This window comes from Rhodococcus sp. NPDC058532, from assembly GCF_042719255.1.
Taxonomy (GTDB): domain Bacteria; phylum Actinomycetota; class Actinomycetes; order Mycobacteriales; family Mycobacteriaceae; genus Rhodococcus_G.
In genome coordinates, this window is record NZ_JBHXNU010000005.1 from 34671 (window position 1) to 49827 (window position 15157).

11 protein-coding genes are annotated in these 15157 nt (G+C 69.5%); 8 read left to right on the top strand and 3 right to left on the bottom strand.

All coding sequences use genetic code 11. From position 1 onward, the window contains the following. Positions 1–36 precede the first annotated feature (36 nt). Positions 37–354, bottom strand: a complete 318-nt coding sequence (gene nirD, locus ACFWQG_RS08065; RefSeq protein WP_378507078.1) for a nitrite reductase small subunit NirD — start codon at positions 352–354, stop codon at positions 37–39. Beyond that, entirely contained in the window at positions 351–2849 is a 2499-nt protein-coding gene (gene nirB / locus ACFWQG_RS08070) for a nitrite reductase large subunit NirB (RefSeq protein ID WP_378507079.1), read from the bottom strand. Before nirB ends, nirD begins: the two co-directional genes overlap by 4 nt. A gap of 311 nt (positions 2850–3160) precedes the next feature. On the opposite strand from nirB, the gene ACFWQG_RS08075 reads away from it, so the two are divergent. Further along, positions 3161–4708, top strand: coding sequence for a DUF222 domain-containing protein (locus ACFWQG_RS08075; RefSeq protein ID WP_378507080.1), 1548 nt, complete (start codon positions 3161–3163; stop codon positions 4706–4708). Positions 4709–4721: 13 nt separating this feature from the next. Here the strand turns inward: ACFWQG_RS08075 and ACFWQG_RS08080 are convergent, their stop codons facing one another. After that, a complete protein-coding gene (locus tag ACFWQG_RS08080; RefSeq protein ID WP_378507276.1) occupies positions 4722–5594 on the bottom strand; it encodes a PAC2 family protein in 873 nt (290 codons plus the stop codon). Positions 5595–5681: 87 nt separating this feature from the next. On the opposite strand from ACFWQG_RS08080, the gene metH reads away from it, so the two are divergent. The 7 genes from metH to ACFWQG_RS08115 all read left to right on the top strand — a co-directional run bounded on the left by metH (position 5682) and on the right by ACFWQG_RS08115 (position 15157). Further along, positions 5682–9251 (top strand): methionine synthase, encoded by a 3570-nt coding sequence (gene metH / locus ACFWQG_RS08085; RefSeq protein ID WP_378507081.1) that lies wholly within the window; start codon positions 5682–5684, stop codon positions 9249–9251. 105 nt (positions 9252–9356) lie between these two features. Beyond that, positions 9357–10676, top strand: a complete 1320-nt coding sequence (locus tag ACFWQG_RS08090; protein ID WP_378507082.1) for an AAA family ATPase — start codon at positions 9357–9359, stop codon at positions 10674–10676. Next, complete coding sequence (locus tag ACFWQG_RS08095) at positions 10676–11149, top strand: hypothetical protein (protein ID WP_378507083.1); 474 nt, start codon at positions 10676–10678, stop codon at positions 11147–11149. Before ACFWQG_RS08090 ends, ACFWQG_RS08095 begins: the two co-directional genes overlap by 1 nt. 30 nt (positions 11150–11179) lie before the next feature. Next, positions 11180–11872, top strand: a complete 693-nt coding sequence (locus ACFWQG_RS08100; protein ID WP_378507084.1) for an HAD family hydrolase — start codon at positions 11180–11182, stop codon at positions 11870–11872. Positions 11873–11880: 8 nt separating this feature from the next. Next, positions 11881–12732, top strand: a complete 852-nt coding sequence (locus tag ACFWQG_RS08105) for a rhodanese-related sulfurtransferase (protein ID WP_378507085.1) — start codon at positions 11881–11883, stop codon at positions 12730–12732. A gap of 2 nt (positions 12733–12734) precedes the next feature. Then, positions 12735–13661, top strand: a complete 927-nt coding sequence (locus ACFWQG_RS08110) for a pseudouridine synthase (RefSeq protein WP_378507086.1) — start codon at positions 12735–12737, stop codon at positions 13659–13661. Continuing rightward, positions 13658–15157, top strand: a complete 1500-nt coding sequence (locus tag ACFWQG_RS08115) for an ABC transporter substrate-binding protein (protein WP_378507087.1) — start codon at positions 13658–13660, stop codon at positions 15155–15157. Before ACFWQG_RS08110 ends, ACFWQG_RS08115 begins: the two co-directional genes overlap by 4 nt.

Sequence of the window (15157 nt, forward strand, 5' to 3'; positions counted from 1 at the left end):
GGGAACTCCCGGAGAAGGGGTGGGGGACCGGGCGGGTCAGAGTTCGACGACCACGACGCCGTCTCGGATTTCCGCGGGGTACACCCGGACGGCGGGGACGTCATCGCTGCTGCAGGCGCCGGTGTCGAATCGGAAGCCGTACTGGTGCAGCGGGCACACCACCTGCTCGCCGTCGATCTGCCCGTCGGCGAGGGGGCCCGCCCGGTGCGGGCACACCGCGTCCGTTGCGCGCACGGTGCCGTCCGCTAGGCGGAACACCGCGACCTGACGCCCGTCGACGACGTAGGTGCGGCCCTCGCCGGGCGTCAGGTCCGACACCTGCCCGACCGCGATGCCGCTGGTGAGCGCGGTCATCGGACCGGCACCTGCGGCAGCGGCAGCAGCGGCAGCGCCGGCGTGAACTGCGCGGGCGACTTCGGTGCGCTGCGCTCGCGCCACGGGTCGCGGTACCCGGCGACCGCGGTCGCCAGCCTCTCGTCCAGTCCGGCCACGATGCCCTCCTCGTCTCGAACCAGCAACGCCTGCAACCGCTCCAGGCCGACCCGCGGCACCCAGTCGTAGGTGCGTTCGAGCCACTTCGCGTCCTCGCGGTAGTGCTGGACGAACCGGCCCGCCAGGTCGATCACCGCCTGCCCGGAGTCGACGGTGGCCAGCAGGTCGCCCTTGCGGATGTGTGCACCCGCGGCGCCGCCGACGTAGATCTCCCAGCGGCCGTCCCCGACGGCAACGACGCCGAAGTCCTTGCACAGCGCCTCCGAGCAGTTCCGGGGACAGCCGGCGACGGCGAGCTTGAGCTTGGCGGGGGTCTCCAGCCCCTGGAGTCGTTCCTCGAGCGCGATGCCGAGGTTCGTCGAGTCGCCGAGTCCGTAGCGGCAGAAGTCGCTGCCGACACACGTTTTCACGGTCCGCATGCTCTTGCCGTATGCGTAGCCGGACGGCATGTCCAGCTCGCCCCACACCTTCGGCAGGTCTTCCTTCTTGATGCCGAGCAGGTCGATGCGCTGGCCGCCGGTCACCTTCACCAGCGGCACGTGGTACCTGTCGGCGACGTCCGCGATGCGGCGCAGCTGATCCGGGGTGGTAACGCCGCCCTTCATCTGCGGGACCACCGAGAAGGTGCCGTCCCGCTGGATGTTCGCGTGCACGCGGTCGTTGATGAACAGGGCGCCGCGCTCGTCCACCCAGTCCGGACCCCAGATCGTGCGGAGCAGCGACGCGAGCGGCATCTTCGCCGCCGCCACCTCGGTGCCGCCCTCGGCGAGCGCGGCGAACACCTGCGAGACGGCGCGCAGGTCGCGCTCGCGGATCGCGGCGATCAGCTCCGCCTTGGTCATCGGGATGCACGGCACGTACCAGTCGGCGGCCGGATCGGCGGCCAGCGCACCGCCTGCGGCGCAGGTGACGATGTCCGCGACGAGGGACTTGCAGGAGCCGCAGCCCTTGCCCGCTCGGGTCTTCGCGCACACCTCGGCCAGCGTCTGCGCGCCGCCGTGCACGCAGGCGACGAGGTCGCCCTTGGTGACGCCGTTGCAGTTGCACACCTGGGTGTCGTCCGGCAGGTCCGCGGCCGAGGCGGCGGCGGCCTCGCCCGCAAGGTCGAACAGCAGCGACAGCCGGTCCTCGGGCAGGTCCACCTTGCCGTCGAACACCTGGGTGAGCAGCGCGGCCTTGCCGGTCTCGCCCATCAGCGTCGCGCCGACCAGCCTGCCGTCCCGGACGACGACGTTCTTGTAGACGCCGGTGCGCGAATCGTAGAACTCGACGAACTCGTCGCCGCCCTGCTCGGGACCCTTTGCGCCCATTGCCGCGACGTCCAGCCCGGCGACCTTCAGCTTCGTCGTCGACGTCGAACCCTGGTACGCGGCCGCCGGATTCGATCCGGTCAGGTGTTCGGCGAGCACGACGGCCTGCTCCCACACGGGGGCGACGAGGCCGTACAGCTCGCCGCGGTGCTGGGCGCACTCGCCGACCGCGTACACCGAACCCTCGTCCTCGCAGCGCATCTGGTCGTCGACGACGATGCCGCGTTCGACGACGAGTCCGCCCGCGCGGGCCAATTCGGTGTTGGGGCGGATCCCGGCGGTGACGACGACCATGTCGGCGGGCAGGGTGCTGCCGTCGGTGAACCCGACCCCGGTCACGTTCCCGGCGTCGTCCCGCAGCACCGCGGTGGTGCGCGTCGCGGTGTGCACGCCGACGCCGAGGTCCTCGATCTTCGCGCGCAGCATCTGACCGCCGCGCTCGTCGAGCTGCTGGTTCATCAGGTGGCCGGGGGAGTGCACCACGTCGACGCTCAATCCCTGGGTGCGCAGGCCGTACGCGGCCTCGAGGCCGAGCAGTCCGCCGCCGATCACGACCGCGGCCACCCCGTCCCTGGACTGGGCGAGCTGCAGCATCCCGTTGGTGTCGGCGATGGTGCGGAAGCCGAACACGCCGCGGCCGAGCCTGCCGTCCGCCTCGCGCAGGCCGTCCATGTTCGGGAAGAAGGTGTTCGAGCCGGTCGCGACGATCAGCACGTCGTAGTCGACGACCCGCTCGGACTCGCAGGTGACGGTCTTGGCGAACCGGTCCAGCCGGACCGCGCGGTCCCCGGCGTACAGCGCGACCCCATTGTCGCGGTACCAGCTCATCGAGTTGAGGACGATCTCCTCGCCGTCCGCGGCGGTCTCGCCTGCCAGCACGTGGGAGAGCATGATGCGGTTGTAGTTGCCGTAGGGCTCGTCGCCGATCATCGTGATGTCGAACATGTCCCGGCCGCCGCGGGCGAGGATCTCCTCGACCGTGCGGGCGCCGGCCATGCCGTTGCCGACCACCAGCAGTCGCCGCTTCACCTCACCTGTGCTCGCCATGACACGAGCGTGCGGCGCGGTGGTGACGAGGTGGCTGCCGGGACGTTACGCAGCAATCAGGAAGTGCTCACCCGCGTGGATGCGGTGTTGTCAGGGTTCTGTCACCTGCGGCTTCGCCGCCGGTGCGCGATGTGCACCCCGATAGGGGTGAACATCACGCACAGTTCCGGGGTGACCTGAGGGTTCGGGGTTGGTCGCGGAAACGTGTCGGCGGGGCGGCGTAACGTAGAACAGACATTCGAAGCAGGGGTGGCTGAGGATGACGGTCGCTGAGGATGACGGTGGCCGAGGATGAGACAGGGGGTGACGGGATGAGTCCGACGGCAGCGATGGACCAGGTCGGGGCGCACCTGTCGGCCCTCGACGCTGCCGTCGAAGCACTGTTCGGGGAGGGGTTGGCGGGCCTGTCGAACGACGAGGTCGTCGAGGTGCTGCAGCGGGTGGAGGGGTCGGCACGCGGGCTCACGGCGGTGGGGCAGCGGGTGCTGGTCGAGGCGGTCGAGCGGGCGCTGCCCGGCGACGTCGACCTGAAGCCGGTCGAGTTCCTGGTGAAGACGCTGCGGGTCTCCGCGGGTGAGGCGCAGGCACGGTTGCGGTCGGCGCGCTGCACCGGCACCTGGCACGGGATGCGCGGTGACGTCCAGCGGCCGACGCTGCCGCACACCGCGCGGGCGTTGCGTGAGGGAGCGGTCGGGCTGTCGCATGTGGAGGCGGTGCGGGAGATCATGCGACAGGTCCCCGCTGCCGTCGACACCACGAAACGAGAGGCCGCGGAGGCGACCCTGGCGATGGTGGCGCGGGAAGCGGACCCGAAGTATGTCCTCGCTGCCGGGATGGAACTGTTGGCGTACCCGAATCCGGACGGCAACTTCTCCGATGCGGATCGGGCGCGGCAGCGTGGGGTGCGGGTCGGGAAGCAGCGGGCAGACCTCATGACGCCGATCTCGGGGTTGTTGGATCCGGAGGCCCGGGCGTTGCTCGAACCGCTGTTGGCGAAGATGGCCCGTAAGGGCATGAACAATCCGGACGATCCCGATTCCCCGTCCGGGGACGTGACCGCCGATGGGCTCGACCAGACGGCGTTGGCGAAGGCGGCGTCCCGGGACACTCGCACGACAGCCCAACGCAACCACGACGCACTCAAGGTCGGCCTGCGACAGCTCCTCGGATCCGGCGCCCTTGGTCGTCATCGGGGGTTGCCGGTGACCGCGATCATCACCATGACATTGCAGCAGGTCGAGGAGGCGTCGGGGGTGGTGACGACGGCGTCGGGCGGGATCGTCCCGATCCGCGACGCCCTCAGGTTGGCGGAACGCGCCCATCCGGTGTTGCTGGTTCTCGGCCGCAACGGTCGGCCGCTGCATCTCGGGCGAGGAAAACGCCTCGCCTTGGCGGATCAGCGGCTGGCGTTGATCGCATCATCGAGGGGCTGCACTCGGCCGGGCTGTGATGCGCCTGCATCGATGACCGTGGTGCATCACCTGCAGGAGTGGGACAAAAACGGCCGCACCGACATAGACAACCTCGACCTGGTCTGCGATGCATGTCATGCGCTGGTCCATGACGGGCCGGGCGGCTGGCGAACCAATGTCGCGCGGGAGGGATCGGATCACCCTGGCCGCACCGAGTGGACGCCACCGGCGCAGGTGGATCCGGCGCGCACCCCGCGGGTCAACCATCGACATCACCTGCACGAGCTGTTCGGCATCCTGCACGGGATGATCGTGGCCAGGGACGTGCGGGAGCTGGAGGAGTGGCGGGCGGAGTGGGATCCGACCTTCGAGGGGTATCGGCACCGTCGTACCGAGAGCGGGGGTCGCGGTGGGGGTGACCCGGCGTTGGGTGAGGACGTGCCGTGACGACCGCCGCCGCTCAGATGCCACCGAAGCCGCCGGGGCCGCGTCGGCGCAGGTACCGCTCGAACTCGGCGGCGATCGCGTCACCGTCGATCTTGGAGATGGCGTCGGAGATGTCGACCTCCGCGTCGCCGCGCTCCTCGAGGGAGCGGACGTACTCGGCGACCTCCTCGTCCTCCTCGGTCATCTCGGTGACGGATTCCTCCCAGTCCTCGGCCTGCCCGGGCAGCTCCCCGAGCGGGACCTCGACGTCGAGGACGTCCTCGACGCGGCGGAGCAACGCAACCGTCGCCTTCGGGTTGGGAGGCTGCGAGACGTAGTGCGGGACGGCCGCCCAGAACGAGATCGCGGGGACACCCGCCTTGACGCACTCGTCCTGCAGGACCCCGGTGATCCCGGTCGGGCCCTCGTAGCGGGTCTGCTCGAGGTTGAATGCCTGCGCGGACTCGGTGCTGTATGCGGTGCCCGTCACCGGGACCGGGCGGGTGTGCGGGGTGTCGGCGAGCAGGGCGCCGAGGATCACCACGGTGGTCACGCCGAGGTCCTCGATGATCTCAAGCAGGTCGTCGCAGAAGCTGCGCCAGCGCATGTTCGGTTCGATGCCGCGCAGCAGCAGTACGTCACGCTTGCTGCCGGGCGGTGAGCACACCGAGATGCGGGTCGCGGGCCACTGGATCTCCCGGGTGACGCCGTCCACCTGCCGCACCTGCGGCCGGTTCACCTGATAGTCGTAGTAGTCCTCGGAATCGAGTTCCGCGAGAGGTCGGGCGTCCCAGATCAGTTCGAGGTGTTCGACCGCCCCGCTGGCGGCGTCGCCCGCGTCGTTCCAGCCCTCGAACGCGGCCACCAGGATGGGGTCGCGGAGGGTGGGGACGTCGTCGTCCGGCATGTCGTCGGGAACCCCGGAGCGTTCGGTTGGACTCACCTGCCCAGCCTACGGCCAGGGCGGTCCGGGGCGCCCACTACTCTGGACGGCATGTCTGCCCCATTCCATTCCGCCCTGTTGGATGCGCTCACCGAGCGCGTTGTCATCGGCGACGGTGCCATGGGGACGATGCTGCAAGCCGCGAACCTCACCCTCGACGACTTTCTCGGCCTCGAGGGCTGCAACGAGATCCTGAACGAGACCCGTCCCGACGTGCTTCGCGACATTCATGCCGCGTACTTCGAGGCCGGTGCCGACGCCGTCGAGACCAACACGTTCGGCTGTAACCTGCCGAACCTCGCCGACTACGACATCGCGCACCGGATCCGGGACCTGTCCGAGCGCGGCACCCGCATCGCCCGTGACGTCGCCGACGAGATGGGGCCGGGCCGCGACGGCATGGCCCGGTTCGTGTTCGGGTCGATGGGTCCGGGAACGAAGTTGCCCACCCTCGGGCACGCGCCGTTCGCGGTGCTGCGCGATGCGTACACCGAGTCGGCTCTCGGCATGATCGACGGCGGTGCCGACGCGATCCTCGTCGAGACCTGTCAGGACCTGCTGCAGGTGAAGGCCGCGATCATCGGCAGCCAGCACGCGATGGACCGCGCGGGCCGCCGGATCCCGATCATCACCCACGTCACCGTCGAAACCACAGGAACCATGCTGCTCGGCTCCGAGATCGGCGCCGCGCTGACCGCGCTGGAACCGCTCGGCATCGACATGATCGGCCTCAACTGTGCGACCGGTCCGGACGAGATGAGCGAGCATCTCCGGCACCTGTCGAAGCATTCGCGGCTGCCGGTGTCGGTCATGCCGAACGCCGGTCTGCCGGTACTCGGCGCGAACGGCGCCGAATACCCGCTCACCGCCGAGGAGTTGGCGCGGGCGCTGAGCACCTTCGTCGCCGAGTTCGGCCTGTCGATGGTCGGCGGCTGCTGCGGCACCACGCCCGAACACATTTCGGCGGTCGCGGAGGCCGTGCGGCTCGTCGAACGCGGTGCGCGCACCCCGGCCCCGGAGCCGGGCACGTCGTCGCTGTACGCGGCGGTGCCGTTCGAGCAGGACGCGAGCTTCCTGGTGATCGGCGAGCGCACGAACTCCAACGGCAGCAAGGCGTTCCGCGAGGCGATGATCGCCGAGGACTACCAGAAGTGCATCGACACCGCGAAGGACCAGACCCGCGACGGTGCGCACATGCTCGACCTCAACGTCGACTACGTCGGCCGCGACGGTGCGCTCGACATGGCCGCGCTGGCAAGCCGTTTCGCGACGGCGTCGACGCTGCCGATCATGATCGACTCCACCGAACCGGAGGTCATCCGCGCGGGCCTCGAGCACCTCGGCGGCCGCAGCGCCGTCAACTCGGTGAACTACGAGGACGGCGACGGCGAGAACTCCCGGTTCCAGCGGATCATGCGGCTGGTCAAGGAGCACGGCGCGGCCGTCGTCGCGCTCACCATCGACGAGGAGGGTCAGGCCCGCACCGCCGAGCACAAGGTGCGGATCGCGGAGCGGCTGATCGCGGACATCACCGGCAACTGGGGCCTGCGCGAGGAAGACATCATCATCGACGCGCTCACCTTCCCGATCTCCACCGGGCAGGAGGAGGTGCGCCGCGACGGCATCGAGACGATCGAGGCGATCCGGCAGCTCAAGGCGGGGCACCCCGACATCCACTTCACCCTCGGCATCTCGAACATCTCGTTCGGCCTGAACCCGGCCGCGCGGCAGGTGCTGAACTCGGTGTTCCTGCACGAGTGCGTGCAGGCCGGCCTGGACACCGCGATCGTGCACGCCTCGAAGATCCTGCCGATGGCGCGGATCCCCGACGAGCAGCGGGAGACCGCCCTCGATCTGGTCTACGACCGCCGCCATGACGGCTACGACCCGCTGCAGAAGCTGATGGAACTGTTCGAGGGCGTCTCGGCGGCGTCCGCACGCGAGTCGCGGGCCGCGGAGCTGGCGGCGCTGCCGCTGTTCGAGCGGCTCGCCCGGCGCATCGTCGATGGGGAACGGGCGGGTCTCGAGGCCGACCTGGACGAGGCGATGACGGTCCGGCCGCCGCTGGAGATCATCAACGACACCCTGCTGTCCGGCATGAAGACGGTCGGTGAGCTGTTCGGGTCGGGGCAGATGCAGCTGCCGTTCGTGCTGCAGTCCGCCGAGGTGATGAAGGCGGCGGTCGCGCACCTGGAACCGCACATGGAGGCCACCGACGAGGCCGGTAAGGGCCGGATCGTGCTCGCCACCGTCAAGGGCGACGTCCACGACATCGGCAAGAACCTCGTCGACATCATCCTGTCCAACAACGGCTACGAGGTCGTCAACCTCGGCATCAAGCAGCCGATCGCCACGATCCTCGACGCGGCCGTCGACAAGAAGGCCGACGTCATCGGCATGTCCGGGCTGCTGGTGAAGTCGACGGTGGTGATGAAGGAGAACCTGGAGGAACTCAACGCGAAGGGAGTCGCGGACCAGTTCCCGGTGCTCCTCGGCGGCGCGGCCCTGACCAGGGCATACGTGGAGAACGACCTCGCCGACGTCTACCAGGGCGAGGTCAGCTACGCACGCGATGCGTTCGAGGGCTTGCACCTGATGGACACCATCATGGCCACCAAGCGCGGCGAGGGCCCCGACCCGGACAGCCCGGAAGCGATCGCGGCGAGGGAGAAGGCCGCCGAACGCAAGGCCAGGCACGAGCGGTCCAAGCGGATCGCGGAGGCCCGCAAGGCCGCGGAGGTGCCGATCGAGGTGCCCGAGCGCTCCGATGTGGCGGCCGATCTGCCGGTGCCGACGCCGCCGTTCTGGGGCACCCGGATCGTCAAGGGCGTCGCCTTGGCCGAGTACTCGGGCCTGCTCGACGAGCGGGCACTCTTCCTCGGGCAGTGGGGTCTGCGCGGGCAGCGGGCCGGCGACGGGCCGACCTACGAAGAACTGGTCGAGGCCGAGGGCAAGCCGCGGCTGCGGCACTGGCTGGATCGGCTCACCGCCGAGGGGATCCTCGCGCACTCGGCGGTCGTGTACGGGTACTTCCCTGCCGTCTCCGAGGGCGACGACGTCGTCGTCCTCGACGCACCGGACGCCGACGCGAACGAGCGCTACCGGTTCACGTTCCCGCGCCAGCAGCGGGACCGCTTCCTGTGCATCGCCGACTTCATCCGCTCCCGCGAGGACGCCCGCGCGTCCGGGCAGGTGGACGTGCTGCCGTTCCAGCTGGTCACGATGGGGCAGCCGATCGCCGACTTCGCCAACGAGCTGTTCGCGGCCAACAACTATCGCGACTACCTTGAGGTGCACGGCATCGGCGTGCAGCTGACCGAGGCCCTCGCCGAGTACTGGCACCGCCGGGTCCGCGAGGAGTTGACGATGCCGGGCGGTGCCGCGGTCGCGACCGAGGACCCGACCGATGTGGAGGAGTACTTCAAGCTCGGCTACCGAGGCGCCCGCTACTCGTTCGGCTACGGCGCGTGCCCGGAACTCGAGGACCGCCGCAAGATGGTCGAGCTGCTCGAACCGGAGCGGATCGGGGTGACGCTGTCCGAGGAACTGCAGCTGCACCCGGAGCAGTCCACCGACGCGTTCGTCCTCACCCACCCCGAGGCGAAGTATTTCAATGTCTGAGATCGGCACCGCCGATGTGTCTGAGATCGGCACCGCCGCTGTGTCTGATGCGGTGCGGCGGATGCCGTCGTATGCGCTGGTAGCGTGCACTCCATGACGGATCGGGTGCCCACGCTGGTCGAGATCCGGCTGACCTCGTTCAAGTCCTTCGCGGGCGAGGTGTTGCCGATCCGGCCGGTGACTCTGCTGACGGGGCTGAACAGTGCGGGCAAGTCGAACGCACTTGACGCGATCGGCGTCCTGGCACGCATCGCGACGGGGGACAACCTCGCGAATGCCCTCGACACGACGAGGCAGGCGGAGGGCCCGGTGCGGGGCGGGTCCGCCGGGTGCCCGCCTCACGGCGCCGAACGCTTCGCGCTCGGCTGCACGGTGGCGGTGGGCGGCGATGAAATCCGGTGGGACGTCGACGTGCAGACCGGCGACCATCTCCACATCCACGGTGAGAGCCTCGTGCTGCGGTCCGCCCGCAAGGTGCAGACGCTGTTCGTGACCGACGACGGTGTCGGCCCGAGCATCACCGCGCGCATCATGAGCGGCAAGCGTGGCATCGATCCGCCGACCGTCCTGTGGCGCGACCGGGCGGTGCTGACCCAGGTTCCATCCGTGCTCAAGGACAACCAGACCCACCGGGGTGTTCGTGCGGCCGTCGACGCGGTGCGTGCCGCTCTGGCCGGGGTCTACCACCTCGACCCGGTGCCGTCTCGTATGCGGGAGTTCGTGCCCCGCAAGGATGTTCAGCTGCGGAGACATGCAGAGAACCTGTCGGCGAGTCTCGTCGAGTTGCAGGCGGATCAGCCCGGCGACTTCGCCGCGCTCGTCGACTTGGCGCAGAAGGTCGTGGACGAGTGGGTCCTCGACATCGACTCGGTGAGCAGTGATCTCGACGACGTCATGATCGCGTTGGTGGAACGGCGGGGTCATCCCGACAGCGGTCGCGTCGAGAAGACTCCGGCACGCGTAATGAGTGACGGCCTGCTGCGCGTGCTGGCGGTCGGAACAGCGCTCCTGTCGGACCGGGGTGGACTGGACATCGCCGGTGCGCCCTCTCCTGACGAAACGGCCGGGACACCACTGCTCATCGTCGAGGAAGTTGAGAATGGGCTCCACCCGTCACAGGCCGGTCGGGTCCTCGATCTGTTGCGAACGGCGGGGGAGCAGCGCGGTAAGCGGGTGCTTGTGACGACCCACAGTCCGGCGCTGCTCGACGCCGCGGAAGGTGACCTCAACGACGCGATCGTCGTATGCTTCCGAGACCGGGATTCGGGAAACAGTCGCCTCGCTGCGTTACCGGATCTGCCTGGTTATCTGCGGGCGATGGCCACCGGTTCGATCGGTGACAACGTGACGCAAGGGCGGCTGACCCGGCCCGAGCGTGACGCGGTCGACGCCTCGGCCTTCGACGAACTCTTCGGACTCAACTGATGGTGCGTACCTCTGCACGTGCGGTGTTCGTGGACACGTCGGTGTTCTGCAACCTGTTGGCGGTGCCCGGTCGGGATCAGGATCGAGCAGTCGTGACGGCTGAGTTTCGAGAGTTGGTCGAGGCAGAGGTCCCGATGCTGCTCCCGGTCACCACCGTTGTCGAGACGGGAAACTTCATTGCGCAGAGCGGTGGTGACCGCCGCACGACGGCGGAACGGTTCGTCGACACGCTTCGGAAGGTCGCCGACGGCGCGACGCCCTGGATTCCACATGAGATCGATTGGAATTCCCGCCTGATCAGCGAGCTGGTCGGTGGTGCCGACGAATCCTTGCTCGACCGACTGTCGCGGGGAATGGGAACCGGTGACAGCCTGATCCTCACGGAACGACGCATCTACTGCAGGCGGATGAACTGGCAGGTCGATGACGTCGGAATCTGGACACGGGACACACAGCTGGGCGCGTATGGCTGAGATGGAACATCAGAAGGTGAAGTTCGAACGATGGTGACTGAGACGGTGACGGGATCGGCATTGCGTGCCGTCCTGTGGGACATGGACGGCACGCTGCTCGAGTCGGAGAACCTCTGGGACATCGGGGTCCGGGAACTGTCCGAGCACCTCGGTGGCCCGATGTCGGAGGAGACCCGGATCGCGACGATCGGCTCGTCGACACCGTTCGCGCTGGCGACGATCTTCGACTCGCTCGGACTCGACCGGAGTCCGGAAGCGTTGGCGGAGGCCAAGTCCTGGCTGTACGCCCGGATGGCGGGAATGTTCGCGGACGGGCTGCCGTGGCGGCCCGGGGCGCGGGAAGCGCTCGGCCTGGTCCGCGCGAGCGGGCTGGGTTCGGTGCTGGTCACCAACACCGAGCGGGTGCTGTGCGAGTACGCGCTCGACACCCTCGGACGCGAGCATTTCGACCACTCCGTCTGCGGCGACGAGGTCGCGGCGGGCAAGCCGGATCCGGCACCGTACCTGCGGGCGGCGGAGTTGCTCGGGCTCCGGCCCCGGGACTGCCTTGCGGTGGAGGACTCGCCGACCGGCGCGGCGGCCGCCGAGGCGGCGGGGTGCGCCGTGCTGGTGGTGCCGTCGCTGGTCGCGGTGCCCGCCGGTCCGCGGCGGGTCTTCCGGGAGACGCTGGTCGGGCTCACCGCCGCGGACTTGACCGCGCTGCACGCCCTCGCCCCGGTGTAGGGGCGCACGTGGCGATCCCGAAGATTGTTTTGTTCTACCGGTTCACGCCGCTGCCGGACCCGGACGCGATCCGGTTGTGGCAGCACGCGCTGGCGTCGGCCAACGGGCTGACCGGACGAATCCTGGTGTCGGAGCACGGCATCAACGGTGTCGTCGGGGGCGACGTTGCCGCGGTCAAGCGGTACGTCCGCGGCACCCGCGAGTACGCGGCGTTCGCCGACACCGACGTCAAGTGGTCGGACGGGCAGGGCAACGACTTCCCGCGGCTGTCGGTGCGGGTGCGTCCGGAGATCGTCACGTTCGGTGCCCCGGATGAGCTGACCGTCGACGAGAACGGTGTTGTCGGCGGCGGCACTCACCTGTCGCCGCAGCAGGTGCACGACCTGGTGGAGCGCCGCGGCGACGAGGTGGTGTTCTTCGATGGTCGCAACGCGTTCGAGGCCGAGATCGGCAGGTTCCGCGGCGCCGTCGTTCCGGACGTCGCCACCACCCGCGACTTCGTGTCGGAACTCGACAGCGGACGCTACGACCATCTCAAGTCCAGCCCGGTCGTCACCTACTGCACCGGCGGGGTCCGCTGCGAGGTGCTGTCCGCGCTGATGCGCAGGCGCGGATTCGAGGAGGTGTACCAACTCGATGGCGGCATCGTGCGGTACGGCGAGGCCTTCGGCGACGACGGGCTGTGGGACGGCTCCCTGTACGTGTTCGACGGCCGCAAGACGGTCGACTTCTCCGACCATGCCGCGGTTCTCGGCCGGTGCACGGGGTGCGGCGCACCCACCGCACGGCACGTCGACCATGCCACCGCCGAGGGCCGCGCGCAGACGCTGCTCTGCGCGGTCTGCGCCCCGGACGCCTGACGATGGGACGTCGGCGGACGGCGGCACCGCCACCCCTGCCGCTGCGGGACGGCCTCGGCCCCGACCGGATTCGGCTGACCGGTGCGTACCCGACGGTCGGTGACCACCTGCGTGCGCTCGCCCCCGACGACGACTGGGACGCCCGGTTCGTCGCAGGGGAGGTCGTTGACCGGACCGGCAGGCCGCTACCGCCCTCGGCCCCGGCTCGGCCCGGACTGCTGGCGTACTTCTATCGGGAGCCGCCCGCCGAGGTGCCGGTGCCGTTCGCGGTGGACATCCTGCATCACGGCGACGGGCTGCTCGTCGTGGACAAGCCGCATTTTCTCGCCACCATCCCGCGGGGGCGGCACATCCGGGAATCGGTGGTGGTGCGGCTGCGTCGTGCACTGGACCTGCCCGACGTGGTGCCGGTCCATCGACTGGACCGGATGACGGCGGGGGTCCTGGTCTGCACCTACGACCCTCGACTGCGCGGGCCGTACCAGCAGCTGTTCGAGCAGCGCCGGGTGGTCAAGGAGTACGAGGCGCTCGCCCCGTTCCTGCCGGGACACGACTTCCCGATGACGGTCCGCAGCCGCATCGACAAGCGGCACGGCGAGCCGACGGCGCGGGAGGTCGCCGGAGATCCCAACGCGCACACCGACATCGAGGTGATCGAGCGGGTCGGCGACCACGCCAGGTATCGGCTGGTGCCGACGACCGGGCGCACCCACCAACTGCGCCTGCACCTGTCCTCGTTGGGGGCACCGATCGTCGGCGACGACTTTTACCCGACGCTGCGGGACCGTGCGCCCGACGACTTCACCGACCCGTTGCGGCTGCTCGCCCGCAGCATCCGGTTCACCGACCCGGTCACCGGCGCGCCCCGCGTGTTCACCAGCCGCAGAACCCTGACCGACGGCCCGGCCGTGGCAGGATCGCGGTCATGATCTCCCGCCTCGGCAGGGCCGCCGCGCTCGGCGCGGTCACCGTGCTGGTGGTCGCCGGGTGCGCGGCGGGGGCCGGGCTGTCGGGCAGCGGCGGTCCGGACACGTTGACGGTGGCGTTGACCGCCAAGCCCGACAACCTCGACTTCACCCGCACCGCGGGCGCCGCGATCCCACAGGCATTGCTGGGCAACGTGTACGAGGGTCTCGTCCGGGTCGACGATGCAGGCGCGATCGTTCCGCTGCTCGCGTCATCGTGGACGGTGAGCCCGGACCGGACCGTCTACGAGTTCACGCTGCACCGCGACGTCACGTTCAGCAACGGCGCCTCGTTCACCTCCGACGACGTGAAGTTCAGCATCGAGCGGGTGCAGACGGACTGGACCGCGAACTCGCCGGCCGCGATGGCCGTGGTGGATCGGGTCGAGACGCCGCGCCCGGATCTTGCCCGGGTGGTGCTGACCAGGCCGAGCAACGAGTGGCTGTTCGCGATGACCGGACCGATCGGGGCGATGTTCAGCCCGACCGGCGTCACCCAGTTGGCATCCACCGCGATCGGCACCGGCCCGTACACGGTGGCCCGCTGGAACCCGGGGTCCGAGCTGCAGTTGCGGGCCAATCCCCGCTACTGGGGCAGACCGCCTGCGATGACGACGGTCCGACTGCGCTACTTCGCGGATGCGACCGCGCAGGCGAACGCGCTGCGCAGCGGCGGCGTCGACGCCATCTTCAGCCTCGGGGCGCCGCAACTGCTCGGCCAGTTCACCGGCGATCCCCGGTTCACCGTCACCGAGGGAACCACCAACGGGGAGGTGGTGCTGTCGATGAACGGTGCCGTCGCCCCGTTCGACGACATCCGGGTCCGCCGCGCCGTCCTGCACGCCGTTGACCGGAACGCGGTACGCGCCACCGCGTACGCCGGCTACGGGGAGCTGATCGGGTCGATGGTGCCGCCGACCGATCCGTGGTTCGAGGACCTGACCGGGGCGTACCCGTTCGACCCGGACCGGGCTCGGGCCCTGCTCGCCGAGGCGGGAACCCCGAACCCGGTGGTGCGCTTCGACGTTCCGAATCTGCCGTACGCGAGCGCCGCCGCCCAGGTCGTCGCGTCGCAACTGCAGCAGGTCGGATTCCGGGTCCGGATCGATCCGGTCGAGTTTCCCGCGGTGTGGCTGGATCGGGTGTTTACCCGGCACGACTACCAGATGTCGGTGATGCAGCACGTCGAACCGCACGACATCGCCACGTTCGGGAACCCGAAGTACTACTGGGGTTACGACAACCCCGCGGTGACCACGCTGCTCGCGGAGGCGGACGCCGCCGACAACGCGGGGTACCTCACCCGGATGCGGGAGGTGGCCCGGACGATCACCGACGACGCGGCCGCGGACTGGCTGTTCCTGTTTCCGCTGCTGGTGGTGGCGGATTCGGACCTGACCGGTCTGCCGCGGAACGCGACGGGTCTCGCGATGGACCTGACCCGGGTGCGGCGGGGGTAG

Excerpts from the sequence above, each read along its gene's own strand:
- nirD (WP_378507078.1), bottom strand. The coding sequence starts at position 354 with ATGACCGCGCTCACCAGCGGCATCGCGGTCGGGCAGGTGTCGGACCTG.
- nirB (WP_378507079.1), bottom strand. The coding sequence starts at position 2,849 with ATGGCGAGCACAGGTGAGGTGAAGCGGCGACTGCTGGTGGTCGGCAAC.
- ACFWQG_RS08075 (WP_378507080.1), top strand. The coding sequence starts at position 3,161 with ATGAGTCCGACGGCAGCGATGGACCAGGTCGGGGCGCACCTGTCGGCC.
- ACFWQG_RS08080 (WP_378507276.1), bottom strand. The coding sequence starts at position 5,594 with ATGCCGGACGACGACGTCCCCACCCTCCGCGACCCCATCCTGGTGGCC.
- metH (WP_378507081.1), top strand. The coding sequence starts at position 5,682 with ATGTCTGCCCCATTCCATTCCGCCCTGTTGGATGCGCTCACCGAGCGC.
- ACFWQG_RS08095 (WP_378507083.1), top strand. The coding sequence starts at position 10,676 with ATGGTGCGTACCTCTGCACGTGCGGTGTTCGTGGACACGTCGGTGTTC.
- ACFWQG_RS08100 (WP_378507084.1), top strand. The coding sequence starts at position 11,180 with ATGGTGACTGAGACGGTGACGGGATCGGCATTGCGTGCCGTCCTGTGG.
- ACFWQG_RS08110 (WP_378507086.1), top strand. The coding sequence starts at position 12,735 with ATGGGACGTCGGCGGACGGCGGCACCGCCACCCCTGCCGCTGCGGGAC.
- ACFWQG_RS08115 (WP_378507087.1), top strand. The coding sequence starts at position 13,658 with ATGATCTCCCGCCTCGGCAGGGCCGCCGCGCTCGGCGCGGTCACCGTG.